Raw genomic sequence first — 25471 nt, 5'->3', positions numbered from 1 at the left:
CGAGCCGCCAGTCGCCGTTCAGCGGCGAATCCCCGCTCTGGTTCCCGCGCAAGCCAGCTGTCGCCGTTCAGCGGCGGGCGCGTTTACGCCCCAGGCGAACAGGCCGTCGCCGTTGAGAGGCGACGGCGAGTTCGCCCCTTAGCGGCGATACCGCGGAGCCCGACTTTCCGCCCGCGCCGCCCGGATGTCCAGGATCGACGCGGCGATGGACACCAGCGCGGCGAGCAGCGCGACGTACCGGCCAACCCCCGGGTTGATCATCACGCCGGCGGTTTCCAGGAACGCCCGCTGGTCGCTGTCGAAGACCCAGTCCAGCGTCGTCCAGCCGATGACCATGAGCAGCAGCGCGGCGAGGCCCGCGACGAGCCACAGGTGCGGCAGGCCGCTGACCCGGGCCTTCCGGACCTGCCCGAAGAACACCACCACCAGTCCGACCAGCACGAGCACCAACGGCGGGAACCACGAAAAGAAGTCCGAATGCCAAGCCGAGCGCACAACGTCGTCGTGGGGCAGGGAGTTGAAGGCGTCGCGGACGTCGGCCGTGGCCGTGTCGGCGGTGAGGACCGTCCAAGGAAGGAACACCGCCACGAGCGCGAGCAGCCCGGCCCCCAGACCGAGCCACTCGCGCCACGTGACGCGTTTGATCGAGAACGCCACTCAGGAACCGACGCGCTCGATGATGAGCTCGCGCACGCGCTTGGCGTCGGCCTGGCCCTTGGTGGCCTTCATTACCGCGCCGACGATCGCGCCCGCCGCGGCGACCTTGCCGCCGCGGATCTTTTCGGCGACGTCCGGCTGTGCGGCCAGCGCCTCGTCGACGGCGGTGATCAGCGCGGAGTCGTCGGAAACGACCTTCAGCCCGCGCTTGTCCACCACCTCGCGCGGCGAACCCTCGCCCGCGAGCACGCCCTGGACGACCTCCTTGGCGAGCTTGTTCGTCAGCTCACCCGAGGACACGAGCGCGATCACCTCGGCCACCTGCACCGGCGTGATCGCCAGCTCGGAGAGCTCGACCTCGCGCGCGTTGGCCTCCTGCGCCAGCGTGTTGACCCACCAGCCGCGGGCCTCGTCCGGCTTCGCGCCGGCCTCGACCGTGGCCGCGACGAGGTCGACGGCGCCGACGTTCAGCAGGTCGCGCAGCGCTTCGTCCGACAGGTTCCACTCGGTCTGGATCCGCTTGCGCCGCTCGGCCGGCATCTCCGGCAGCGTCTTGCGCAGCTCCTCGACCCACTCACGCGACGGCGCGATCGGCACCAGGTCGGGCTCCGGGAAGTACCGGTAGTCCTCCGCGGTCTCCTTGGTGCGCCCGCCGGACGTGGTGCCGTCGGCCTCCTGGAAGTGCCGCGTCTCCTGCTTGATCGAGCCGCCGCCCGCGAGAATCGCCGCCTGGCGGGTCATCTCGTACCGAACGGCGCGCTCGACGCTGCGCAGCGAGTTGACGTTCTTCGTCTCCGTGCGCGTGCCGAACTCGGTGGCGTCCTTGTCCATCAGCGACACGTTCGCGTCGCAGCGAAGGGACCCCTGGTCCATGCGGACGTCGGACACGTCGAGCGCCCGCAACAGGTCACGGAGCGCCGAAACGTACGCGCGCGCCACCTCCGGCGCCCGCGCGCCGGTGCCCTCGATCGGCTTGGTGACGATCTCGATCAGCGGCACGCCCGCGCGGTTGTAGTCCAGCAGCGAGTAGTCCGCACCGTGGATCCGGCCGGTCGCGCCGCCCATGTGCAGCGACTTGCCGGTGTCCTCCTCCATGTGCGCGCGCTCGATCTCGACGCGCACGACCTCGCCGTCGTCGAGCGTGACGTCGAGGTAGCCGTTGAAGGCGATCGGCTCGTCGTACTGCGAGGTCTGGAAGTTCTTCGGCTGGTCCGGGTAGAAGTAGTTCTTCCGCGCGAAGCGGCACCACTCGGCGATCTCGCAGTTGAGCGCCAACCCGATGCGGATCGCGCCCTCCACGGCCTTGCCGTTCACCACGGGCAGCGCGCCGGGCAGGCCGAGGCAGGTGGGGCACGTCTTCGTGTTCGGCTCGCCGCCGAACTCGTTGGCGCAGCCGCAGAACATCTTCGTCTTCGTGTTGAGCTCGACGTGGACCTCGAGCCCGAGCACCGGGTCGAAGCGCTCGACGACGTCGGCGTAGTCCATCAACTCGGCCACGGCAGTCACTTCGTTCCTCCCAGCTCCGGGACCTTGTGCACGAGCGACCCGCCGGCGGCGGCGTCGCGTGCGGCCTCGTAGGCGGCGCCGACGCGGTAGAGCCGGTCGTCGGCGAGCGCCGGGGCCATGATCTGCAGGCCGACCGGCAGGCCATCCTCGTCGGACAGTCCACTCGGGACGCTCATCGCGGCGTTGCCCGCGAGGTTCGACGGGATGGTGCAGAGGTCGGCGAGGTACATCGCCATCGGGTCGTCCACGCGTTCGCCGATCTTGAACGCCGTGGTCGGCGTCGTCGGCGACACGAGCACGTCCACCTGCTCGAACGCGGACGTGAAGTCCTGCGTGATGAGCGTGCGCACCTTCTGGGCCGAGCCGTAGTAGGCGTCGTAGTAGCCCGACGAAAGCGCGTACGTGCCCAGCATGATCCGGCGCTTCACCTCGGCGCCGAAGCCCTTTTCGCGCGTCAGGGACATGACTTCTTCGGCGCTGTGTGTGCCGTCGTCGGCCACGCGCAGGCCGTAGCGCATCGCGTCGAACCGCGCGAGGTTCGACGACGCCTCGCTCGGCGCGATCAGGTAGTACGCGGGCAGCGCGTAGACGAAGTGCGGGCAGGAGACCTCGACCACTTCGGCGCCCAGCGCGCGAAGCTGCTCGACGGCTGCCTGGAACGACCGCAGTACACCGGCCTGGTAGCCGTCGCCGGCGAACTCCTTCACCACACCGACGCGCACGCCCTTGAGGTCGCCATTGGCCCCCTCGCGCGCCGCGGCGACGACCGGCGGGACCGGTGCGTCGATCGACGTCGAGTCCATCGGGTCGTAGCCGGCGATGACCTCGTGCAGCAGCGCGGCGTCGAGCACCGTCCGCGCGCACGGGCCGGCCTGGTCGAGCGACGACGAGAAGGCGACGAGGCCGTAGCGCGAAACGCCGCCGTACGTCGGCTTCACGCCGACGGTGCCGGTGACGGCGCCCGGCTGGCGGATCGAGCCGCCGGTGTCCGTGCCGATGGCCAGCGCGGCCTCGAACGCCGCGATCGACGCCGACGAGCCACCGCCCGAACCGCCCGGGATGCGGGCGTGGTCCCACGGGTTGTGCGTGGGGCCGAAGGCGGAGTTCTCCGTGGACGAGCCCATCGCGAACTCGTCCATGTTCGTCTTGCCGAGGATGACGACGCCCGCTTCGCGCAGCCTGCGCGTGACGGTCGCGTCGTACGGCGGGATCCACCCTTCCAACGTGCGCGAACCGCACGTGGTGGGGATGCCCTCGGTGGTCAGCACGTCCTTGAGCGCCAGGGGCACGCCCGCCAGCGACGACGCGGGCTGCTCCCCCGCGGCCAGCTTCTCGTCGACGGACTTGGCCGCGCCGAGCGCGCCTTCAGTGTCGACGTGCAGGAACGCGTGGACGTGGTCGTCGACCTCGGCGATCCGGTCCAGGTGCGCCTGGGTGACCTCGACCGCGGAGACCTCGCGCGCGTGGATCTTCGCCGCCAGCTCGGCGGCGGTCAGCTTGACGAGTTCACTCACTGTTCTTCTCCCAGAATCCGCGGCACCCGGAACCGGCCCTCCTCGGCGGCCGGCGCGCCGGCCAGTGCCTGCTGCTGCGTCAGGCAGGGGCGGAGCTCGTCCTCGCGGAAGACGTTCGTCAGCGGCACGGAGTGCGAGGTCGGCGGGACGTCAGCCGCGGCGACCTGGCTCACCTTCGCCACCGAGTCCAGGATCTGGTCGAGCTGGCCCGCGAAGACGTCCAGCTCGTCATCGGTGACGGCCAGCCTGGCCAGCTTGGCGAGGTGCGCGACCTCGTCTCGGGAAATGTTGGGCACGCGGGTGACTCCCGGGGTGTGCTGTGCGGGTGCGGTCGGAAGCTGCAAGTCTATGGTGGCGGCGCCGGACGGCTCGACCGGGTTATGGCCGGACCTGCTGCGACCCGGGGTGTCCCGTTCGCCGGACAGCGGTCCCCAAGAAGTACCCGGTCTGTCACAATCGGCGCCCGGTTACCGCGTTCCGCGACAAGGCGGAACGCCTGAGGCGAGAGGGGCGTGTGGTGTCGTTCCTGCTGCGGGTCCAGCTTCCGGACTCCCCCGGCACCCTCGGCGCCGTCGCGACGGCGCTCGGCACCGTCGGCGCCGACATCCTCAGCGTCGACGTCGTGGAGCGCGGCGGCGGGGTCGCCATCGACGACCTCGTGGTCGAGCTCCCGTCAGGGCGCCTGCCGGACGCCCTCATCACCGCGGCCGAAAGCATCGAAGGCGTCGAGGTCGACGCCGTCCGGCCGTACGCCGGGATTCTCGACACCCACCGCGAGCTGGAGCTGGTGGAGGAGATCGCCGCGCAGCCGAAGTCCGGGCTGGACCTGCTGGCCGAGGGGGTGCCGAAGATCATCCGCGCCGGCTGGGCCGTCGTCGTGGAGCACCGGGAATCGGGCACGCGCCGGCTGGCCTCGTCGAGCGCGGCGCCGGAGAACCCGTTCACGGACCTGCCCTGGCTGCCGCTGGAGCGCGCCACCGTCCTCGACGGTGAAGAGGACTGGATCCCGGAGACGTGGAAGGAACTGGGCACGGAGCTCGCGGCGACGCCGCTGGGCAAGCCGGGCAAGGCTCTTCTCGTGGCCCGGCCCGGTGGGCCCAACTTCCGCGCCGCGGAGGTCGCCCGGCTGGCGCACTTCGCCGGCATCGTCGCCGTCGTCCTGGACGGCTGAGCGGAATCCTTCGCTGACCTGGGATTCGCCGCGGAACGGCGATGGCTTCGCGCGGCGAGCGACGGTCCTGCTGGCGCCGGCTTTCCGACCGTTCGACGGTGTCGCCGCTGAGAGGCAACGACACCTCAGCCGAGAAACGCCGACCAGTCACGCGTGAGCATGGCCGCCCGTCGACGACACCAACCGGCGGTGTCGCCATCTCTCGGCAACACCAAGAGCCGGCGAACCACAACCTCTCGGCGCTCAGGCCATTCGCCCGACTGCCGCCGACGCGCTGTCGAGAGCCTTATCACCTCGGCGATCCGCCACCACAATCAGGCAGGCGTCCGACCCTGCCCACGCGCCCGGTTCCAGTCCCGCCCAACTCGTCGCCACTCAGCGGCAAAAGACCCTGACCAGCCCAAACCCCCTACAAATCGTACTCATACGCGATCAAGCTGACATTCGGCAACGGCCGCCAATCCCGCTCCGGCAACCGCCGAAACCCGATGCGCTCGTACAGCCGATGAGCCGTCCGCATCCGATCGAGACTGCTCAGCACGACCTTCCCCAGCCCCAACTCGCGCGCCCGCTCCAGCACCGCCCGCGTGAGCGCCTCGCCGATCCCACGCCCCCGCGCGGAACCGGTGACGGCCAGCATCCGGAACTCCAGTTCACCCTCACGCGAGATCTCCGCGTACGAGGTGCCCGGTCGCACCACCGCGACCGTCCCGAGGACCGCGTCGCCCTCCGCAGCCACCAGCAGCTCGGCGTGCTCCGCCCGGTGGGCGACGTCGCGCAGCTCCTTCTCGTACCCGACCTCGTCGGAGAGCAGGCCGTCCAGGCGGTACGCCTCGACGGTCAGCTCCCCCACCGCCACGAACTCCTCGGCCCGTGGCGGCCTGATCTCAACGTCACCCATCCGACGGCTCCCCGTCCGCCTCCTCGCCGGCGCCGGTATCCAGGGCCACCTCGGCGGCCGCGTCCGGGCCCCGCTCCAGCAGCACGCGGAAACCGTCCTCGTCGAGCACCGGCACCTTCAGCTGCACGGCCTTCTCGTACTTCGACCCCGGGGCCTCGCCCGCCACGACGAACGCCGTCTTCTTCGACACCGACCCCGCCGCCTTGCCACCGCGGGCCATGATGGCTTCCTTGGCCTCGTCGCGGGAGAACCCGTCGAGCGAGCCCGTGACCACGATCGACAGCCCCTCGAGGTGGCGCGGGATCGAGTCGTCGCGTTCCTCTTCCATCCGCACGCCGGCGCGTCGCCATTTTTCGACGATCTCCCGGTGCCAGTCGACCTCGAACCACTCCTGCACGGCGTGCGCGATGGTCGGCCCGACGCCGTCGACGTCGGCGAGCTCCTCCTCACTCGCCTCCTCGACCCGCTGGATCGACCCGAACTCGCGCGCCAGCGCCTGCGCCGCCGTGGGCCCGACGTGGCGGATCGACAGCGCGACGATCACCTTCCACAAGGGACGGTCCTTCGCCGCGTCGAGGTTCGCGAGGAGCTTGTGCGCGTTGGCCGAGAGGTCGCCGGCCTTGGTGCGGAACAGTTCCACCTCGGACAATGCGTCCTCGCTGAGGTCGAACACGTCGCCCTCGTCGGCGACCACGCGCGCGTCGAGCAGCGCGACGGCCGCCTCGTACCCGAGCACCTCGATGTCGAACGCGCCGCGCCCGGCCAGGTGGAACAGCCGTTCCCGCAGCTGCGCGGGGCAGAAACGGGTGTTCGGGCAGCGGATGTCCTTGTCGCCTTCCTTCTGGTAGGCGAGTTCCGTGCCGCATTCCGGGCAGTGCGTGGGCATGACGAACTCGCGCTCGTTCCCCGTTCGCGCGTCGACGACCGGTCCCATCACCTCGGGGATGACGTCGCCCGCCTTGCGGATCACGATGCGGTCGCCGATCAGCACGCCCTTGCGCTTGACCTCTTCCGCGTTGTGCAGCGTCGCGCGCGCCACCGTCGAGCCCGCGACCTTCACCGGCTCCGTGACGGCGAACGGCGTGACGCGCCCCGTGCGCCCGACGCCCACCTGGATGTCGAGCAACGTCGTGATCGCCTCTTCCGGCGCGTACTTGTAGGCGATCGCCCACCGCGGCGCACGCGAAGTGGTGCCGAGCCGGCGTTGCAGCGCGACCTGGTCGACTTTGATCACCACGCCGTCGATCTCGTGTTCGGCATCGTGCCGGTGCTCGCCCCAGTACGCGATGTGGTCGGTGAGCTCCTTCGCCGTGTGCAGCACGCGCGTGTGCGGCGAAACGGGCAGGCCCCACGCCACGAGCGCGTCGTACGCGTGCGACTGCGTCACCGGCTCGAAGCCCTCGCGCTTGCCCAGACCGTGGCAGATCAGCCGCAGCCGGCGTTCCTTGGTGATGCGCGGGTCCTTCTGCCGCAACGACCCCGCGGCCGTGTTGCGCGGGTTCGCGTACGGCGGCTTCCCCGCTTCGACCATCTTCGCGTTGAGCTCCAGGAAGTCCTCGACGCGGAAGAAGACCTCGCCGCGCACCTCGATGAGCTTCGGCACGGGGAACTCGTCGGTGCCGGTGAGCTCGTCGGGGACATGCTCCAGCGTGCGGATGTTGAGCGTGACGTCCTCGCCCGTGCGGCCATCGCCGCGGGTGAGGCCGCGCGTGAGCTTGCCGTCCTCGTAGAGGAGGTTAATGGCCAGGCCGTCGATCTTCAGCTCGGCCAGGTACTCCGTGGAGCCGATCTCCTTCTCGACGCGCTCCACCCAGGTGAGGAACTCGTCGGTGTCGAAGACGTTGTCCAGGCTCAGCATGCGTTCGAGGTGGTCGTACGCGGTGAACTCGGTGGAGAACGTGCCGCCGACGTTCTGCGTCGGCGAATCCGGCGTGACCAGCGCCGGGTACTCGTCTTCGAGCCCCTGCAGCTCGCCGAGGAGCGCGTCGAACTGCCCGTCGGAGACGATGGGCGAGTCCAGCACGTAGTAACGGAACTGATGGCCGCGGACGTCCTCGGCGAGGGCGGCGTGGCGTTCGCGCACGTCGGCGGGAACGTCGGTGACGTCCTGCACCTCCGCTGCCGGTTCGGCGGGGGCGGCCAGCTGGTCGTGGGGAAGGTCGCTGCTCACGGGTGGTAACCCTAGCCGGAGGTGCCGACAGTTTCGTCCTCTTGGCCGTTCAGATCCCGGACCAGGTCACGGAGCTGCAGGAGGCTGATCGTGCCCTCCGGCTCCGCCTCCGCGGTCTCGACGCGGCGTAGCCGTTCGGCGGCGACACGCTCACCGAGCGTGGCATCCAGCGGGAGGAAGGTCATGGTGGTGCGCGCCGCCGGCTCCAGGTCGGCCAGCGCGGGGTGGTAGACGGCCACGTCGACCACGTCCTCGTCCACCTGCGCGACGACACGCACGTCGGCCAGCGAGATGCGGTGGTCGCCGAGGTTCACCGTGACCTCGGTCGGGTCAGGAACCGGCGGCACCGAGTCGTGGTGCTCCCAGATGGCGTCGTCCGGCGGGGCGGCGGCCTTCCAGGCATCGGTGAACGGCCGCAGCTCCGGGTCTTCCTGGCCGGTGACCACGAGCGCGTAGATGGCCTGATGGCCGCGTTCGAGCGAGAAGTGCAGCCGCGGGTGCAGAGCCTCGACCAGCACGCAGAGATCGTGCTCGACGCGGTGCGGTTCGCGGTCGCCCAGGGCCGCGTTGACCTCCGGGAGCAGCTCGAACCAGCCTTCCCAGAATTTCGCCGCGGCCGCCTCGACGTCCGACGGCACGGCCTGGGCCGGCCACGGCGTGCGCGGGTCGGGCGGCGCGGCTTTGCCGTTGGTGTCAACGCCGGTGCGGGCAGCGCGGCGGCGGAACAGGCCCATGGAACATCCCCCGTTGTCGATCGTTGCCCGCCACGCTACCGCGCGCTCACCACGTCTCGGGCGGCTCCACGAAGGCCTTGCCGAGGTCGCGGGTGAGGGCGAGGGCACGGCGCATCCACTCGTTCGTGGCGCCGGCCATCCCGCAGGTCGGCGTCGGGACGGCGCGTTCGGCCAGGATCGACCGGTTGAAACCGAGGCGGTCCACCAGCCTGAACGCGGGGTCGGCGACGTCCTTGAGCGTCGGGCGCGTACCGGGGTCCGTCGCCGGGACGAGGCCGAGGAACAGCGAGGTGCCGCTGTCCCACGTTTCGCCGATCGCGTCCAGCGTCTCGGCCGACGCCTTGCCGAGCAGCGTGACGTCGAACGCGATCGCGTCCGCGCCGGCCGCCCGGAGCAGCGCGAGCGGCGGCTTCGGCGCGCAACAGTGCACGACGACGGGCTGGTCCGTGATCGCCCGCACACCCTCGATCATGGTCGACAGGAGTTCCCGCGCCTCCGGCTCAGGCACCGCCGACACGTTCCCGTAGCCCGACGGCGTCGACAAACTCCCGGCAAGCACCGCCGGCAACGACGGCTCGTCGATCTGCACGACGATCGGTGCCCCGATCCGCGCCTTCAGCTCCGCGACGTGCTGGGCCAGGCCGTCCAGCAGCGAGGACGTGAAGTCCCGCAGCGCACCGCGGTCGGTGAGCACACGATGCCCGCGCGGCAGCTCGATGCCGGCACCGAGCGTCCACGGCCCGGCCACCTGCGTCTTGAACACCGGCGGCACAACGCCCGCTTTTTCACGCGCTTCCTGCACGGCATCGAGATCCCACTGCAGCAGGTCCCGCCCTCGCCGGTGATCGTGCCCGGGCCGCCCCGCGACGCGGTACCCGCTCGGCACCACCTCCACGGCCAGATCCACGAGCAACGCCGCGGTGCGACCGAGGATGTCGGCTCCCACGCCACGCCCCGGTAACTCCGGCAGGTGCGGGAAGTCGGGCAGCTCGCCGAACACGACGGCGGCCGCCTCGGCCGGGTCCGCCCCGGGCATCGAGCCGATCGCGGTGGCCGCGCCGTCGGGCCAAGCTCGTTCAGTCACGGGCGAATTCTCGCCGAACCCACCCCGATGCCTCCCACCGCCCTCGCCGGGGTCACCCGAGTGAGCCGGACATTCGCCGCATATCCCTTTGCCAGCACCGAATTCGCGGAGACAGCGATACTCTGGATGGCCATGACGAGCTCCTCGCCACCACCGCCGGGCCGGCACCCCGACGAGGTGAGTCCCACCCGGCTGCGCCGGTGGGACGACGAGCCGCGCATCCCCGAACGCCGCTACCCGGGCCGCTCCTTCGGCGGGACCCTGTTCACCGAAGCGGTCCTCATCGTCAGCCGACGCGCCGAGGTCGTCGAGACCACCGAGGAATACAGCGTCTTCGACCGCGACGGCACCCGCGTCGGCGGCGTGGCCGACGTCAGCCAAGGGTTCCTGCACAAGGCCGCGCGCCTGTTGCCGAAATACGACCAGTACGTCACCCACAAGTTCGAAGTCCGCGACGCCAACCACAGCACGGTGCTGAAAGTGGCGAGGCCGGCCAGGGACCTGCGCACCCGCTTCGTCGTCACCCGCGCCGACGAAACCCCGATCGGCGAAATCGTCCCTGCCCGCGCCCAGGGCGACACCCGCTTCACCTTCGTCGTCGACGGCCGCACCGTCGGCCGCGTCGCGGCCACCGGCAGCCAAGCGTGGGACGTGGCCATCAGGAACCACGCCGACACCGAGGTCGCCCGCGTCAGCCGCGCGCCGTCCGGGCCCTCGCCGATCGCTGGTGACACCTACCTCGTCGAAATCCCGCACCAGCTGCCCGAACCCCTGGCCAGCATGGTCGTCGCCACAACGCTCACGATCGACACGGCCCTCACCCGCCAGACCACCTGACCACGTGACCGTTGTCTCAGGCCGCCCAGGTGGACACCGCGCCGGTGACGGCCCAATGTGAGGCGAAAGGCCGGGACGCCGGAGTCCTGCCTGGACGGAGGTCGCCGTGGAGCCGTTGCCCGAAGACAGCAACCGGAACTGGACAGAACCCGGGGTCTACGAAGTGGCCGCCGGCGTTTACCGGATCCCCTTGCCGTTGCCGAACGACGCCCTCCGCGCAGTGAACGTCTACGCCGTGACCGATGGCACCACCCTCGCCCTCGTCGACTCCGGCTGGGCCCTCACCGAAGCGCGCCAGCTCCTGGCCGAGGCGCTCAAGGGCATCGGCGCCGAACTCGGTGACGTGCGCGAGTTCCTCGTCACCCACGTGCACCGCGACCACTACACCCAGGCTGTCGCCCTTCGGCGCGAATTCGGCAACAAGATCTCCTTGGGCCAGTTGGAGGAACCTTCGCTGAAGGTCACCGCCGACCCGGACCAGCTTCCGATGCACGCCCAGATCGAGCTCCTTCGCCACTCCGGCGCCGACGAAGTCATCGTCGCTCTGGGGCGAATGTTCGCCGACGTCCCCAGCCGCACCGACCTCGACCTGTGGGAGGACCCGGACGAGTGGCTCACCCCAGGCCGCCGCCAGGTCCTGCCGAACCGCCAGCTCGAAGTGGTCCACACCCCCGGCCACACCAGCGGCCACGTCGTTTTCCTCGACGACGCCGCGGGCCTGTTGTTCTCGGGCGACCACGTCCTGCCCCACATCACACCGTCGATCGGTTTCCAGCCGGTGCCGGCCGAGTTGCCGCTCAACGACTACCTCGACTCACTGCGCCTAGTCCGTGCCCTGCCTGACCAGCGCATGCTGCCGGCCCACGGCCCGGTCGCGGACAGCGTGCACAAACGCATCGACGAGCTGCTCGAACACCACCGCCAGCGCCTCGAGACGATGGCCGCCCAAGTCGACGCCGGAGCCAGCACCGCGTTCGAAACAGCCAGCCGGCTGGGCTGGACCCGACGTGGCCGCAAACTGTCCGAAATGGACGCGTTCAACCAGATGCTCGCCGTCCTCGAAACGGGCGCCCATCTCGACCTCCTGGTCTCGCAGAACAAGCTGACAGTCCAGCAGATCGACGGAGTTCGCCACTACCGGACGAGCTGATCTCCTGACAACAGCAGCGACAATGACGTCACCCACGCTGGAATACTGATCACCATGCCCGGTATCACCGTAAGGAAAGCCCGCCGCGACGACGTCGAAGCCATCGTACGCATGCTCGTCGACGACCAACTCGGCTCGACCAGGGACTCAGCCGACGACCTCGAGCCCTACCTGCGCGCCTTTGATGCCATCGACGCCGATCCGCAACAGCTTCTGGTCGTGGCAACGTCGAACGACGAACCCGTGGCGACGCTGCAACTGACGATCATCCCCGGTCTCGCTCGTCAGGGCGCCCTCCGCGGGCAGATCGAAGCGGTGCGGGTCCGCAGCGACCACCGAAGCGCCGGCGTCGGCGGAGACCTCGTCCAATGGGCCATCGACGAGTCGCGGCGGCGCGGATGTGCCCTGGTACAGCTCACCTCCGACACTTCCCGGATCGCAGCCCACCGGTTCTACGAACGACTCGGTTTCGTGGCCAGCCACACCGGTTTCAAGCTGCACCTCTGACCTTTCCTCCGACTGTCCATTCAGCACAGGTCTCCCCTGGCCGCCGCTACGCCCGACGACTCCACGTTGCCACAAATCCAACATGACGCCAAGAAAAGTGCGCGAACGGCCCGTTCGTGCCATTTTGATGACCACGCACCCACTGATGCGTATCGTCGCCGCCATGACCAAATCGAAGTCGGCGACCACAGTCACCGACGATTCCAACAGCCCCGAAACCGCCGATCTCGACTTCCTTCTCCGTGCCATGCAAGGGAGCCTCGAGATTTTCGAGCGCTTGCAGGCGGGGCAGCTCATGCAGGTGGCCAAGGACGCGGGTCACCAGATCGCCCGACTTCAAGCACTTCAACTCCACTGCCTCGCCGGGCTGCGCAGACGAAGATCGGACGCCCGAGAACTGGCGTCTGAAGTAGCGTTGACCTTGCACCTCACGGACAACCGCGCCGGCGCGATGATTTCCGCGGCGGAGGCGCTGGCGAGCCGACTTCCCAGGACCTTTCGCCTCATGGACAGCGGGTTCGTCGACCTGTATCGCGCCATGAAGGTCACTGAAGGCACCGTGTGGCTGTCCGACCATCACGCCCGGATCGTCGACACCCTGCTGGAAGACCGCCTGTCCGACAAGAACCCGACGCAGATCCGCAAAGCCACTGCGTACGCCGCGATGAAAACCGACCCCGAAGGCGCGGCGAACCGCGTCACGCAACGGCGCGCTGAACGCCGGGCCGTCCTGCACCACCAGTCCGAGGGCATCTCGCAGTTGTCCATCGACAATGCGCCCACGGAGAAGGCCACTGCCGCTTATCTCCGTATCGACAAAATCGCCCGGGCTCTCAAGACAAGCGACGAGAAGCGGACTCTCGACCAGCTGCGCGCGGACGTCGCGCTCGACCTCCTCCTGACCGACAAGGGCGGCGCCGCCGAGCAGGCCGAGGTTTACCTGTACGTCGATCTCCAGACGTACCTGGGGCTCAATGACAACCCAGCCGAGATGGCCGGGCACGGGCACGTTCCGGCCGAGGTTGCTCGGCACATCGCGACCGGCGCCGACACAACGCTGCGGCGGATCATCACCGACCCGCTCACCGGGCAGGTGATCGAAGTCGGCAAGTTCCGTTACCGGCCGACCATCGACGTCGAGGAGTTCGTACGGGTCCGGGATCGAGAGTGCCGTCAGCCCGGGTGCCCGCGGCCCGCGCACAACTGCCTGACTGAACCGACGCCGACGAAGGCCGATTCGGCAACCGACGCCGATGAGACGCTGAGCTATTGCATCCGCCACCGGCGACTCAAGAATCGAGTCGATTGGAAGTACAAGGTCATCGAGGACGGAAAGCTCGTCATCACGACGCCGACCGGCCAAACGGTCGAGAGCATCCCGCCGCCGCTGCATGAGCCTGACCAGCAGGTCAAGCAGCCCTTGGAGACGCGCAAGGGAGCTTGAGCGACGAGATCAACGCGTGCTGGAAATCTTCGCGCTGCCGAGGACGAGATCGCCCGCACCGGCGTCCGGCCGGTACAAGACCACGACCTGCCCCGGAGCAACACCCCGGAGCGGCTCGCGCAGCTGGACGCTGACGTGCTCGCCATTGGCCTCGGCCACGGCTTCGGCGATACCGCCGTGCGCTCGAACCTGCACGACGCATTCGGTCGGACCGTCAAGCGCGCGCCCGCCGGGCCAGATCGCCCGGTCGGCCTCGATCATGTCAACGCCGAGGCCGGTCGACGACCCGACCTTCACCGTGCCCGAAACAGGCTCGAGCGAAAGCACGTACCGGGGTCGCCCGTCAGTGGCAGGCGCGTCGATGCCGAGACCCTTGCGCTGGCCGACGGTGAATCCGTGCACGCCCGTGTGCTGTCCGAGAACGGCTCCGGTCTCCGCGTCGACGAGCTGACCCGGTCGCTGCCCCAGGCGGTTCTCAAGGAACTGCTTGGTGTCACCGTCGGGGATGAAGCAAATGTCGTGGCTGTCCGGCTTGTGAGCCACCGAAAGGCCACGCTGCTCCGCCTCGGCGCGGACGTCCGACTTCCACGAGTCGCCCAGCGGGAACATCGCGTGGCTGAGCTGTTCGGGTGTAAGGGAAGCCAGCACGTATGACTGGTCCTTGCCCTCGTCGGCGCTCCGGCGAAGCTCGAGCTCGCCATCAACCGTCGCCAGGCGCGCGTAGTGGCCAGTGGCCACCGCATCGAAGCCGAGCGCCATTGCCTTTTCCAGCAACGCCTCGAACTTGATCTTCTCGTTGCAAGTCACGCACGGGTTGGGCGTTCGGCCGGCCGCGTACTCACCGACGAACGTCTCGACGACCTCTTCGGTGAAACGCTCGGCGAAATCCCAGATGTAGAAGGGAATCCCGAGGATATCGGCTGCGCGGCGGGCGTCGTGTGAGTCTTCGATGGTGCAGCAGCCGCGCGAACCCGTCCGCAGTGTGCCTGGTTTCGCGGACAACGCCAGGTGCACGCCGACGACGTCGTGGCCCGCGTCAACCGCCCGCGCCGCGGCGACGGCCGAGTCGACTCCTCCGCTCATTGCAGCCAGTACCCGCATCGCTTACACCTCCTGCTTCTGGGTCTGCTTGCGCATGCCGGCAAGTCCTGCCTGCCGCGCCCGGGCGACGACCCCGCCGATCTCCCGCGCGAGCGCGGTCACGTCATCCAGTGTCGAAGTATGGCCCAGCGAGAAGCGCAAGGAGCCGCGCGCAGCCGCGGCGTCGGCGCCCATCGCCAGCAACACGTGGCTCGGCTGGGCGACGCCCGCCGTGCAGGCCGAGCCGGTGGAGCATTCGATTCCCTTGGCGTCCAGCAGCATCAGCAGGCTGTCGCCGGCACAGCCGGGGAACGTGAAGTGGGCATGGCCGGGCAGGCGCTCGCCGCGACCGCCGTTGAGGATCGCGTCGGGGACCTCACGCTGGACGGCTTCGATGAGTTCGTCGCGGAGCTTCTCGACGCGCGCGGCGTATTCGGCGCGGCCCTCGGCCGCCACGCGGACAGCGGTGGCGAAGCTGACGATGGCCGGGACATCGAGGGTGCCGGAGCGCACGCTGCGTTCCTGGCCGCCACCGTGCAGAACCGGGGTGCACTCGGTGTCGCGGCCGAGGAGGAGGGCGCCAACGCCGTATGGGCCGCCGAGCTTGTGGCCCGTCAAGGTGAGAGCGGAGGCGCCGCTGGCGGCGAAGTCGACCGGGACGGCGCCGACGGCCTGGACGGCGTCGGTGTGCAGCGGGATGCCGTGCTCGGCGCAGATGGCGGCGAGCTCGGCGATCGGGTTGATGGTGCCGACCTCGTTGTTGGCCCACATGACCGTTGCAAGGGCGACGGTCTCGGGCGAGGACTCGATCGCGGCGCGCAAGGTGGCCGGCGAGACGCGACCCTGGTCGTCGACTTCGAGCCAGGTGATCTCGGCGCCACACTGGGACTCGAGCCATTCGACGGTGTCGAGGACGGCGTGGTGTTCCACGACACTGCACAAGACACGGCGGCGACCGGGGTCGGCGTTCTGGCGGGCCCAGTAGATGCCCTTGACCGCGAGGTTGTCACTCTCCGTGCCGCCTCCAGTGAAGATCACTTCGGAGGGGCGGGCGCCCAGGGCTTCGGCAATGATCTCGCGGGACTCCTCCACAACGCGGCGTGCACGGCGGCCCGAAGAGTGCAACGCGGAGGCGTTGCCCACGGTGGACAAAGCCTCGGTCATCGCCGCTACGGCTTCGGGCAGCATCGGGGTGGTCGCCGCATGGTCGAGATAGGTCATCGCCACATCAGGGTAGTCCGCTCCAGCCCGTGACGAAGTCCACCCTGGGCCCGGAAGTGGCCTGTCACACCTTCCGCGGCCATCGGCTGGTCACTCGAACTCCCAGCAAAGCGAGCAGAACGAGGGCAACAGCGAGGATCGCCATCGCCGGCGACGGGTGAACGGCCGAGGCGACCACGGCCAGCAGGACGCCGCCGAGGCCGATGAGCAGGGCCGAGCCGACCCAGTCGGCCAGCTGCATCGCGGAGGTGTTGAAGCCGCGTTCGCCTTCTGGGGAGTAGCGGAGCAGGAGGACGGAGATCGCGGGCATGGCGATGCCCATCCCGGCGCCGCCGATGGCGCAGATCACGAAGGCCAGCCACGCGGGGCACCAGGGCTGGGCTATGAAGCCGAAGCCCACCAAGGCCACGGCGACCAGGGCGAAGCCGATGCGGAGCGTCGCCTCGCGGGACCAGTCCAGGAACCGTCCCTGAAGTCCGGAGGCAGCCGACCAGCCGAGGGCGGTGATCGTCAACGGCAAGCCGGCCAGAGCGGGGCCGTAGCCGTGGACGGCGCTCATCGTGAGGGGCAGGTAGGCCTCCATCCCGGCGTAGGCGCCGGAAAGCAAAGCGCGGGAGGCGACGACGGTGGGCAGGCCGGGGCGGAAGGTCAAAGTGCCCGCGGGGAGCAGCTTCCGAAGCGCCAACCCGAGCGCCACGAGGCCGACGGCGCCGTAGACGAGGGCGAGAGGCGACGGGTGCTGAGCGGCCCACGTCAAGGCGGCGACACCGAGCGCGGCGACGACGGCCGGGACGACGCCGGCGCGGCGCGCCTCCGCGGCCGGGACGTGATCGGGCAAGCCGCGAACGACGACGACCAGCAGCGCGACACTGACGGCGACCAGCGGAACCAGGCCGAGAAATACCCAGCGCCACCCGATGCTGACGGTGATCAGGCCGGCGACCGAAGGGCCGATCACGGCGGGCAGGACCCAGGCGGCGGCGTTCGCGGCGTAGATGACGGGGCGTTCGCGGTCGGTGAACGTCAGGGCGATGAGCAGGGACACCGCGACAAGCAGGAAGCCTGAGCCAAGACCCTGGAGGGCGCGGCCGGCCAGGAGCATGGGCATCGACGTTGCGGTGCCGGCCACCACGAGGCCGGCGGCGAACAGCGCCGGACCGGCCAGGAGCGCGGGTGCCGGGCCGCGACGGTCGCCCATGCGGCCGGACAGGACGGTCGCGACGACGCTGGCGATCAGGAACGTCGTGAACGGCCACGAGTACAGCGCGAGGCCGTGCAGTTCGGCGACGAGCGTGGGCATGGCCGTGGCGACGCCCATGCTTTCGAAGGCCACCAACGTGACCACGAGCAGCAAGCCGATCGTCGTGAGCCGGTGCTCGCGGCTCCACAGCACGCTTCTTCGGGGCTGGGCCTGGGCATCGACGGTTCGGCTCATGATCGACAGCCTGCAACCTCCAGCCCTGTGGAGGTCAAGCCGCTTTTCACGCGGTCCGGTGCACCGCCACCGGGTCGAGCCTCAGGTCGCGGGCGAGCGCGGCGGCTTCGCCGCGGGAGCTGACCTCGAGTTTCTCGAGGAGGTTGCGGACGTGGAACTTCACCGTGTGCTCGCTGAGCTGCAGCTGCGCGGCGATCTGACGGTTGCGCAGCCCCTGCGAAATGCCCGAAAGGACTTCGACCTCCCGCGCGTTGAGCCGGTCGAGCGGGCGCAGTTCGGGCGGCTCGACCGTGTCCAGCGGCAGGGCGGCGGTGATCGTCGCGCCCCAGCCCGGGACTGCGTCGACCTCCCAGCTGCCGCCGAGGGGCGTGATGCGTTCGGTGAGCCCCGGGTCGAGGACGACGTCGGGGATGTCTGGCGCGTCGTCGCGGACGGTGATGCGGAGGGCGGCGCCGTCGAGGCGCCACGAAGCGCGGATGCGGGTCGTGTCGGGGCGGTCGAGGGCCGCGATGACCAGGCCGCGCGTGACAGTGCGGGCCGTGTGGGCGATGTCCTGCCGCAGCTGGCGGTCGTCGGTGGGGGCGACGAGGTCGACGGCGACGTCGGCGTGGCCGACCACCGGCGAAAGCTGGTCGGCGAGCACGCCGAACGCGGCGCGAGCGGACTCCGCGGACAACGCCTGGTCACGGTCCGCAACCGCGCGCAGGTCCAGGAGCGCGCGAGCGGCCAGGTCGGTCGCCGTCTGGCGCGCGGCCGCGTCGCCGAGCCGGCCCGAGCGCAGGACGGCCAGGAGCGCGACAAGCGTGGCCGCGTGCGTCTGGCCGAGGTCGGTGACGGTCTGGGCGCGCGCGGACGCGGCGGCGAGGTTGCTGGCGAGGACGTCGGGACCGGGGTCGACGGCGCGTTGACCGGCGTCTGTGCTGGTCAGGTGCCAGAGACGGGCGGCGAGCCCCAAGGCCTCGGCGGACGGCTCGGCGACGGACGGCACCAGGGCGATCACCGCACCGTTGCCGACGGCGGGGCGGGAGGTGAGCAGGACCAGGCGACGTTCGACGCCGGCGAGCACACCATCGAGGACCACGGCCTCACCCGGGACGGCTCGCTCGGCGCGGTGGTCCAGCTCGGCGCTGGTCACGGCACCGGTGATGGTCGTGTCGCCGGTGACCTTGAACGGGCTGCGCGGGCAGTCGCCCGTCTGCATGGCGGCCGCGCGGTGCGGCAGCACGGCGGCGAGCTCCTGAGAGAAGCGCGGCAGCATCTCGGGCCGCGGTGCGGAGATGACACGCACGGCGACGTCGAGCACGTGGGCCGGGTTCGTCCAGGAGGCGTCCATGTGTCCACGGTAGGCGCGTACGAAGGGACCGGTCCTGCTCTTCCGGATAGTGAACGCTACTCGTCCGAGCGGTTCGGATCGCGACGCGGGACAGTTGACTCGAAGCAGGACGAACGACCGTCCCGAATCGAAGGAAAGTACGAGGAACCATGCGAGCCATCACCTTCGCCGCGTACGGCGGCCCGGACGTCCTGCAGCTCAGCGACGTCCCGCTGCCCGAACCCGGCCCCGGGCAGGTCCGCGTCGCCGTGCGGCGCGCGGGCGTGAACCCCATCGACTGGAAGATCCGCAGCGGCGCCATGGCCCAGGGCTCAGCGCCGAAGACCCCGCAGATCCCCGGCGCCGAGTTCTCCGGCGTCGTGGACGCGGTGGGCGACGGCGCGACGGTGGCCGTCGGCGACGAGGTCTTCGGATGGTCGACCACCGGCGCGTACGCGGAGTATGCGCTGGCCACGGCCATCGCCCGCAAGCCGGCCAGCCTGTCGTGGGAAGACGCAGCGGCGTTGCCCGTAGCCGGCGAAACGGCGTTGCGCGTCCTGCGGCTGCTGGACGTCAAGGCCGGCGACCTGCTGCTGATCCACGGCGCGAGCGGTACCGTCGGGCGCTTCGCGACGCAGGCGGCCGTCGCGCTCGGGGCGACCGTCATCGGCACGGCGGGGCAACGCAGCCTCGACGACGTGAAGTCGCTCGGCGCCATCCCCGTCCTCTACGGCGACGGCTGGCCGGAGCGCGTCCGCGAGGCGGCGGACCGGCCGGTGGACGCCGTGTTCGACGCGTCGGGTCACGGTGTGCTGCCGGAGTCCGTGGAGCTTCGCGGGTCGAAGGAGCGGGTGGTGACCATCGCGGACGGGGCGGCGTTCGAGCTCGGGCTGCCGTTCTCGGCCGGTGGCGCGGACGACCAGAAGCCCGAGGTGCTGGAGGAGATCCTCGAGTACGCGGGACGCGGGCTGCAGATCGCGCAGGGCAAGAGTTACCCGCTGGAGGACGCCGCGGCCGCGCAGCAGGAGAGCCAGGCGGGGCATCCGGGAGGGAAGATCACGATCGTCGTTTCCTGACGATCTGAGGGGTCGAACGTCTCAGCCGGACGGTGGTTCGGCTGAGACAAGCTCCACCTGATCGTGTGGAGGTCTTCGATCATCACGCCGGTTTCTTGGCATAATTGCCTGGTCAGAGAGTTTTGCCATTGAAAGGCGATGGTGTCGGGTCGGTTGGTGAGGTCTTCTCCGGAGGCTGGCCGGAGGGATGCTCGCCGACGTTGCCACTGAAGGGCGACGCGCGGGAGACGTCGTCCCCTGGCTCGGCGTTCTGTGGCTGACCGGAGAACCGCTCGCACGGGATTTGCCGCTCAGTGGCGACGGCCTGCGAACGGCGGCTGGGCGGCGTCCGCGAGGCGGCAACCAGAGTTCGGCGCATGGCGGCAAGTGCGTACCCGAGGTCGGTCGCACGTGATTGCCGGGGTTTCGCCGTTCAGCGGCGACGCCCAGGCGACGCGACCGCCGCGTCTGAGTAGACAGCGGTTCGCGGGTGTCGCCGTTCAGTGGCGACACCCGCGAACCTGCAGGTCAAGCATCAAAGCCGGCTCAGTGAACCGGCTGCGCCTCGGCCGTTTCGACGGACGCCTTGGCCGGAGGAGCCGTGGACACCCGACGGCGACCCTGGGCCGGGATCCGGACTGTCCCAAGCGCCGAGTGCACCGACGCCTCCGCAAGGGCGGCGAGCGAGCGGCGGTCTTCCGCACGCCCCGGGGCGATCTCAGGGCAGACATGCGCCTCGAGGACCAAGCCACGCAGCGAGGCCACTCGCCGCAGGGAGGCGATGAGGGACTCCGGTCCGATGAAGGCCGGCATGCTGGTCTCGCGGCCGTCGGCGAGGCGGTAGCGCAGGGCGATGGGGCGGACGGGCACGCCACCGTCGATGGCGGCTTGGAAGGTGGCCGTGGTGAAGCGGCCGGAAGCGAGGCCGCACCACGTGGTGCCTTCGGGGGTGACGTTGACGAGCGAGCCGGAGCGCAGGGCGTCGGCGAGCTCGGTCATGGTGTCGGGCAGCGTGCGGAGGCGTTCGCGGTTGAGGAAGATGCTGCCGCCGCGGCGGACGAGGGTGCCGAGGACCGGCCAGGAGCCGATTTCGACCTTCGCGAGGGCGCGCATCGGACGCAAGGCGTTGATGGCGACGATGTCCAGCCACGAGATGTGGTTGTTCACCACCAGCGCGCCGCGGCCGGCGGGGGGGGCCAGGAAGTCGGCACCGCCCCGGACGACCAGCTTCACGCCGAACGCGCGGAGCACCGCGCGGAAAATGGTCCGGACCAGGCGTTCCTGGCCCCGGCCGCGCAACACGAGCAGCAGGGGCGCGGTCAGGAGAGCCGCCAGGACCACGCCGATCGCCGAAGTGAAGCGAAGCACGCGACGCGGGAACGAGACCGTGGCAGCGCCTTCGGTGAGGCAGCCGTCGCCGCAGGGCGACGTCGGCATCCAGGCGTGGCTCATACCTGCACTCCGAGGAAGAACTTGAGGTAACGCTCGTCGATCTTGTGCAGGTCGAGCAGCACGAAGAAGTCGGCGACGCCGAAGTCCTCGTCGAGTGCCGGCGGGCCGCAGACCTCGGCGCCGAGCCGCACGTAGCCCTTGATCAGCGGCGGCAGCATGGCGCGGTCGGGGCGTGCGACAGAGTCGGAACCCCACGGGTGCAGCGGCGAAACGCGGCGGGTCTCGTCGGCGTAGTGCTTGGCGCGCAACACATCCCAGACGCCGGCGGCGTAGCTGCCGCCGTCGCTCAGTGGCACGGACGCGCAGCCGGCGAGGTAGCGGTGGCCGGAAAGCAGCATGTACCGCGCGATCCCCGCCCACACCAGGCTTACGACGGCGCCGCTGCGGTGGTCCGGGTGAACGCAGGAGCGGCCGGTCTCGACGAGCGTCGAGCGCAGGCCGGAAAGGGCCGTCAGGTCGAATTCGCTGTCGGAGTACAGACTGCCGGCCTGCGAAGCGCGCTCCGGCGGCAGCATGCGGTAGCAGCCGACGATGTCGCCGGTCTTGTCGTCGCGCACCACGAGGTGGTCGCAGAACTCGTCGAAGTAGTCGACGTCGAGACCGGGCTTCAGGGAATTGAGGTGGGCCCCCATCTCCTCGGCGAAAACCTGGTGCCGCAGCTTCTGCGCGGCGAGCACTTCTTCGTTCGCGTGGGCCACGAGCAGGGAGTACCTCGGCGCATCGGCCGGGAGCTCGACACCCGCCTGATCAGTGCTGACGAGGAGCTGAGACGACGTCATGAACACTGTGTACCTGCGACCTGGAAACCGCGGAGAGTGCCAATCGATGACCGATTAGTGCACGTTGAGTTAATTGCAGGTTCTCAGGCTTTTCTCAGGGTCCGACATAGGCCGAAGGCCGCTGAGCGGTACATCGCCCAGCGGCCTTCGGTGCGGGAAAACGTCAGCCCTTGCGCTTCTCCACGGCCTCCGTCAGCTGCGGCGCGACGTTGAACAGGTCGCCCACGATGCCGAAGTCGGCGATCTCGAAGATGGGCGCCTCGGCGTCCTTGTTGACGGCGATGATCGTCTTCGACGTCTGCATGCCGGCGCGGTGTTGGATCGCTCCGGAGATGCCGAGCGCGATGTACAGCTGCGGCGACACCGTCTTGCCGGTCTGGCCCACCTGGAACTGCGCCGGGTAGTAGCCGGAGTCGACGGCTGCGCGCGAAGCGCCGACAGCCGCGCCGAGCGAGTCGGCCAGCTTCTCGACGACGTCGAACTTCTCGGCCGAACCGACACCGCGGCCACCGGAGACGACGATCGACGCCTCGGTGAGCTCCGGACGGTCGCCACCGACGATCGGCTCGATGCCGGTCACCTTCGCGGACTTCGCCGCGTCCTGCGCCGGAATCTCGACGGTCTCCTCGGCGGCAGCACCGTCGGCGGCCTCGGCCTCGACGGCACCCGGACGCACCGAGATCACCGGCGTGCCCTTGGCAGCCTTGGACTTCACGGAGAACGCGCCACCGAAGATGGACTGGTCCACCGAACCGTCGGCGTTCACGCCCACCGCGTCGTAGAGCAGACCGGAGCCCAGCCGCACGGCGACGCGCGCGGCCACCTCCTTGCCCTCGGCGCTGGCGGCGACGAGCACGGCGGCCGGCGAAGCCTGCTCCGCGAGCTTCGTCAGCACGTCGACCTTCGGGGTCACCAGGTAGCTCGTGGCGTCGTCGCCCTCCGCGACGTAGACCTTCGCGGCACCGTGGCCGGCGAGCGCTTCCTTGGCCTTGGCCGCGGTGCCCGTGGGGCCCACGACGACGGCCGAGGGCTCACCGAGCGCGCGGGCGGCGGTCAGCAGCTCGAGCGTGACCTTCTTGACATCACCGTCGACGTGGTCGACGAGGACGAGTACTTCAGCCATTTTTCGTGATCCTCCTCGAAACCGTGTCTCAGATGAGCTTCTGCGCGACCAGGTACTCGGCGACCTTGGTGCCGCCGTCGCCCTCGTCCTCCACCTTCTCGCCCGCGGTGCGCGGTGGCTTCGGGGACGACTCGAGCACGGTGGACCACGCGTTGGCGAGGCCGACCTCGCCCGCGTCGATGCCGAGGTCGGCGACGGTGAACGTCTCGACCGGCTTCTTCTTGGCGGCCATGATGCCCTTGAACGACGGGTAGCGCGGCTCGTTGATCTTCTCGCCGACGCTCACGAGCGCGGGCAGGTTCGCCTCGAGGTGGGTGATGCCGTCCTCGGTCTCGCGGTCGGCCTTCACGCTGGAGCCCTCGACGGTCAGCTGGCGCACGTAGGTCAGTTGCGGCAGGCCGAGCAGCTCGGCGACGATCGCCGGCACGGCGGCGCCGCGGCCGTCGGACGCCTCGTTGCCGGCGATGATCAGGTCGTAACCCTCGACCTTGCCGATCGCGGCGGCCAGCACCTTTGCGGTGGCGATGGCGTCGGAGCCGTGCAGCGCCTCGTCGGAGACGTGGATGGCCTTGTCGGCGCCCATGGACAGCGCCTTGCGGATGGCGTCAGTGGCGCGGTCGGGGCCGACGGAGATCACGGTGACCTCGCCCTCGCCCGCCTCCTTGATCTTCAGCGCCTCTTCGACGGCCTTCTCGTTGATCTCGTCGAGCACGGCGTCTGCGGATTCGCGGTCAAGTGTGTTGTCGGCACCGGAGAGCTTCCGCTCCGAATAGGTGTCCGGTACCTGCTTGACCAGGACAACGATGTTCGTCATGGGTCTTCTTCGACCTCCCGGTTGGGGCCGGCTCTCGGCCGCGGGACAGTGCTCTACTGGCCGGTAGATTAGGGCCATTCAGGCGACGGGACCCGCCGAGGTGACGGCATTCACCTGGATGAGCAATCTTTTGAGACCATCGTCCCGATAGTCCGCCGGTTAACCCGTCCAGCACACCGCTCGCCCGATCGGACCAACGGTGGGCTACTGGCAGTAGGCCGACAGGCGTTAACCTCCCCGACCATGCCCGCGCACATCGCCGTAGTCACGGACTCGACCTCGTGCCTGCCCGACAAACTCGCCGCCCGTTGGGGCATCGGCGTGGTGCAGGTTCAGCTGCACGTCGGGGATCAGACGGACGACGAACACCGGTTCGACCGCAACGAGCTCATCGCCGCCATGAAAACCGGCCACAGCGTCACCACCTCGCCGCCCGACCCGGGTGCGTTCTTCTGGACGTACCAGGACGCCGCCGCACGCGGCGCGTCCGCCATCGTCAGCCTGCACATCTCCGGCCGCCTTTCGGAGACCGTGCAGGCGGCCCGCGAGGCGGCGCAGCAGGTCCGGATTCCCGTGCACATCATCGACAGCGGAACGGCCAGCATGAGCCTCGGTTACGCAGCGGTGTCGGCCGCGCGCGTCGCCGGCGCCGGGGGCCAGCTCGCGCGCGTGCTGGAAGCCGCCGAGCGCCGCGTTCGCGCCGCCACCGAGCTGATTTACGTGGACACGCTCGAATACCTCCGGCGCACGGGACGCGTCGGAGCCGCCCAGTCGTTGGTGGGTACGGCGTTCTCGATCAAGCCGTTGCTCACCGTGCGTAACGGTGAAGTGTCGCCGCTGGCGCGCGTTCCCGGCACGAAACGCGCGATGAACCGTCTGGTGGACCTCGCGGTGAAGGCCGCGGGCGACCAGCGCGTGGACATCGCGGTGACGCGCTTCGGCTCCGACGAAACCGAGGTCGTGCGGCGCCTGAGGGACCGCATCCCCGGGATCACGGACGTCGTGGTCGGCGACGCGAGCACAGTGATCGGCGCGCACGTCGGCCCGGGCGCGCTGAGCATCACCGTGTCGCCGAGCTGACCCGCTTCCGTCCCGGCACGAGCAGCACGACGAGCGGCACCAGCACGCCCAGCGCGAGCGTTGACAGGATCATTACTCGGTCGACCGTCGCGAAGTGGCCGACGTGCCCGAGGTGGTAGACGAAGTGCGGCACGGCGAACAGCAGCGCCGCGACGGCCGCCAGGCGCGCGACGGCTGTGGTGCCGATCACGGCGGCGCCGATCAGCGTCGCGGCCAGCGCCAGGTTGAGGGCGCCGAAGTCGCGGATGAGGTGTTCGTCGAACGCTCCGTCCATGCTGACCCAGCCGTGTCGGAAGCCGGGAAAGTCCTGGTAGAAGCCCAGGGGCGACAGGAGTGGCCACAGCCCCGTCGCCGCCGTGACGACGCCGAGCAGCACCAGCAGCACGCGCGTGAGGGTCCGTTGCATGGGGCTGGAACGAGACGGCGGTCAGGAACGTGACACGCG

The 25471-nt window shown here is 69.8% G+C and carries 24 protein-coding genes; 7 read left to right on the top strand and 17 right to left on the bottom strand.

Features of this window, described 5'->3' with window-relative positions; all coding sequences use genetic code 11:
- Window positions 1-138: 138 nt before the first annotated feature.
- From ACQPXB_RS09765 to gatC, 4 genes are read right to left on the bottom strand one after another with little or no spacing between them, the layout of a single operon-like run.
- Entirely contained in the window at window positions 139-657 is a 519-nt protein-coding gene (locus ACQPXB_RS09765) for a hypothetical protein (protein ID WP_432851005.1), read from the bottom strand.
- Window positions 658-2163 (bottom strand): Asp-tRNA(Asn)/Glu-tRNA(Gln) amidotransferase subunit GatB, encoded by a 1506-nt coding sequence (gene gatB / locus ACQPXB_RS09760; RefSeq protein ID WP_432851003.1) that lies wholly within the window; start codon window positions 2161-2163, stop codon window positions 658-660. It abuts the gene before it with no gap.
- The gene (gatA, locus tag ACQPXB_RS09755; protein ID WP_432851001.1) at window positions 2160-3677 is read right to left on the bottom strand and encodes an Asp-tRNA(Asn)/Glu-tRNA(Gln) amidotransferase subunit GatA; all 1518 of its coding nucleotides are present in this window, start codon (window positions 3675-3677) and stop codon (window positions 2160-2162) included. Before gatA ends, gatB begins: the two co-directional genes overlap by 4 nt.
- Window positions 3674-3973 carry an Asp-tRNA(Asn)/Glu-tRNA(Gln) amidotransferase subunit GatC gene (gene gatC, locus ACQPXB_RS09750; protein WP_364055905.1) on the bottom strand — a complete coding sequence of 100 codons (300 nt, stop codon included), beginning with the start codon at window positions 3971-3973 and terminating at the stop codon, window positions 3674-3676. Before gatC ends, gatA begins: the two co-directional genes overlap by 4 nt.
- 221 nt (window positions 3974-4194) lie before the next feature.
- On the opposite strand from gatC, the gene ACQPXB_RS09745 reads away from it, so the two are divergent.
- The gene (locus ACQPXB_RS09745; protein WP_285969701.1) at window positions 4195-4848 is read left to right on the top strand and encodes an amino acid-binding protein; all 654 of its coding nucleotides are present in this window, start codon (window positions 4195-4197) and stop codon (window positions 4846-4848) included.
- A 409-nt stretch (window positions 4849-5257) separates the two neighbouring features.
- Here ACQPXB_RS09745 and ACQPXB_RS09740 read toward each other — a convergent pair whose 3' ends face one another.
- Genes ACQPXB_RS09740 through ACQPXB_RS09725 form a run of 4 tightly spaced genes read right to left on the bottom strand, consistent with a single transcriptional unit; the run spans window position 5258 to window position 9737 of the window.
- On the bottom strand, window positions 5258-5749 hold the full coding sequence (locus ACQPXB_RS09740; RefSeq protein ID WP_432850998.1) for a GNAT family N-acetyltransferase: 492 nt from the start codon (window positions 5747-5749) through the stop codon (window positions 5258-5260).
- Window positions 5742-7919: an NAD-dependent DNA ligase LigA gene (ligA, locus tag ACQPXB_RS09735; RefSeq protein ID WP_432850996.1), complete on the bottom strand. Its 2178-nt coding sequence runs from the start codon at window positions 7917-7919 to the stop codon at window positions 5742-5744. Before ligA ends, ACQPXB_RS09740 begins: the two co-directional genes overlap by 8 nt.
- 11 nt (window positions 7920-7930) lie before the next feature.
- Window positions 7931-8653, bottom strand: a complete 723-nt coding sequence (locus tag ACQPXB_RS09730; protein ID WP_432850994.1) for a hypothetical protein — start codon at window positions 8651-8653, stop codon at window positions 7931-7933.
- 46 nt (window positions 8654-8699) lie between these two features.
- Window positions 8700-9737 (bottom strand): methionine synthase, encoded by a 1038-nt coding sequence (locus ACQPXB_RS09725; protein WP_386948542.1) that lies wholly within the window; start codon window positions 9735-9737, stop codon window positions 8700-8702.
- 132 nt (window positions 9738-9869) lie between these two features.
- Here ACQPXB_RS09725 and ACQPXB_RS09720 point away from each other — a divergent pair, with 132 nt between their 5' ends.
- The 4 genes from ACQPXB_RS09720 (at window position 9870) to ACQPXB_RS09705 (ending at window position 13675) form a co-directional block, all read left to right on the top strand.
- Complete coding sequence (locus tag ACQPXB_RS09720; protein ID WP_432850992.1) at window positions 9870-10574, top strand: scramblase; 705 nt, start codon at window positions 9870-9872, stop codon at window positions 10572-10574.
- Window positions 10575-10680: 106 nt separating this feature from the next.
- Entirely contained in the window at window positions 10681-11724 is a 1044-nt protein-coding gene (locus ACQPXB_RS09715; RefSeq protein ID WP_432850990.1) for an MBL fold metallo-hydrolase, read from the top strand.
- Window positions 11725-11778: 54 nt separating this feature from the next.
- On the top strand, window positions 11779-12231 hold the full coding sequence (locus ACQPXB_RS09710) for an N-acetyltransferase family protein (protein WP_432850988.1): 453 nt from the start codon (window positions 11779-11781) through the stop codon (window positions 12229-12231).
- A gap of 163 nt (window positions 12232-12394) precedes the next feature.
- A complete protein-coding gene (locus ACQPXB_RS09705) occupies window positions 12395-13675 on the top strand; it encodes a DUF222 domain-containing protein (RefSeq protein ID WP_432850986.1) in 1281 nt (426 codons plus the stop codon).
- A 9-nt stretch (window positions 13676-13684) separates the two neighbouring features.
- Here ACQPXB_RS09705 and mnmA read toward each other — a convergent pair whose 3' ends face one another.
- The 4 genes from mnmA to ACQPXB_RS09685 all read right to left on the bottom strand — a co-directional run bounded on the left by mnmA (window position 13685) and on the right by ACQPXB_RS09685 (window position 18744).
- The gene (gene mnmA / locus ACQPXB_RS09700) at window positions 13685-14776 is read right to left on the bottom strand and encodes a tRNA 2-thiouridine(34) synthase MnmA (protein WP_432850984.1); all 1092 of its coding nucleotides are present in this window, start codon (window positions 14774-14776) and stop codon (window positions 13685-13687) included.
- Window positions 14777-14779: 3 nt separating this feature from the next.
- The gene (locus ACQPXB_RS09695; RefSeq protein WP_432850982.1) at window positions 14780-15976 is read right to left on the bottom strand and encodes a cysteine desulfurase family protein; all 1197 of its coding nucleotides are present in this window, start codon (window positions 15974-15976) and stop codon (window positions 14780-14782) included.
- Between the two features lie 64 nt (window positions 15977-16040).
- Window positions 16041-17411, bottom strand: coding sequence for an MFS transporter (locus ACQPXB_RS09690; protein WP_432850980.1), 1371 nt, complete (start codon window positions 17409-17411; stop codon window positions 16041-16043).
- Window positions 17412-17457: 46 nt separating this feature from the next.
- Entirely contained in the window at window positions 17458-18744 is a 1287-nt protein-coding gene (locus tag ACQPXB_RS09685) for a helix-turn-helix transcriptional regulator (protein ID WP_432850978.1), read from the bottom strand.
- A gap of 149 nt (window positions 18745-18893) precedes the next feature.
- Here ACQPXB_RS09685 and ACQPXB_RS09680 point away from each other — a divergent pair, with 149 nt between their 5' ends.
- Complete coding sequence (locus ACQPXB_RS09680; protein ID WP_432850976.1) at window positions 18894-19799, top strand: NADP-dependent oxidoreductase; 906 nt, start codon at window positions 18894-18896, stop codon at window positions 19797-19799.
- 525 nt (window positions 19800-20324) lie between these two features.
- On the opposite strand, the gene ACQPXB_RS09675 is transcribed toward ACQPXB_RS09680, so the two are convergent.
- From ACQPXB_RS09675 to ACQPXB_RS09660, 4 genes are all read right to left on the bottom strand, one after another.
- Entirely contained in the window at window positions 20325-21230 is a 906-nt protein-coding gene (locus ACQPXB_RS09675; RefSeq protein WP_432850974.1) for a lysophospholipid acyltransferase family protein, read from the bottom strand.
- The gene (locus ACQPXB_RS09670) at window positions 21227-22009 is read right to left on the bottom strand and encodes a GNAT family N-acetyltransferase (protein WP_432850972.1); all 783 of its coding nucleotides are present in this window, start codon (window positions 22007-22009) and stop codon (window positions 21227-21229) included. The genes ACQPXB_RS09675 and ACQPXB_RS09670 overlap by 4 nt, the downstream gene beginning before the upstream one ends.
- Window positions 22010-22172: 163 nt before the next feature.
- Window positions 22173-23132 (bottom strand): electron transfer flavoprotein subunit alpha/FixB family protein, encoded by a 960-nt coding sequence (locus ACQPXB_RS09665; protein WP_366579280.1) that lies wholly within the window; start codon window positions 23130-23132, stop codon window positions 22173-22175.
- Window positions 23133-23160: 28 nt separating this feature from the next.
- Window positions 23161-23946 (bottom strand): electron transfer flavoprotein subunit beta/FixA family protein, encoded by a 786-nt coding sequence (locus tag ACQPXB_RS09660; protein ID WP_366579278.1) that lies wholly within the window; start codon window positions 23944-23946, stop codon window positions 23161-23163.
- Window positions 23947-24189: 243 nt separating this feature from the next.
- On the opposite strand from ACQPXB_RS09660, the gene ACQPXB_RS09655 reads away from it, so the two are divergent.
- The gene (locus ACQPXB_RS09655; RefSeq protein WP_366579276.1) at window positions 24190-25026 is read left to right on the top strand and encodes a DegV family protein; all 837 of its coding nucleotides are present in this window, start codon (window positions 24190-24192) and stop codon (window positions 25024-25026) included.
- Here ACQPXB_RS09655 and ACQPXB_RS09650 read toward each other — a convergent pair.
- The gene (locus ACQPXB_RS09650; RefSeq protein ID WP_432850969.1) at window positions 25007-25432 is read right to left on the bottom strand and encodes a hypothetical protein; all 426 of its coding nucleotides are present in this window, start codon (window positions 25430-25432) and stop codon (window positions 25007-25009) included. The genes ACQPXB_RS09655 and ACQPXB_RS09650 overlap by 20 nt on opposite strands.
- Window positions 25433-25471 lie beyond the last annotated feature (39 nt).

Source organism: Amycolatopsis sp. CA-161197, from assembly GCF_050942255.1.
In the GTDB taxonomy this organism is placed as follows: Bacteria; Actinomycetota; Actinomycetes; order Mycobacteriales; family Pseudonocardiaceae; genus Amycolatopsis.
This window is presented reverse-complemented; position numbering and strand designations above follow the sequence as displayed.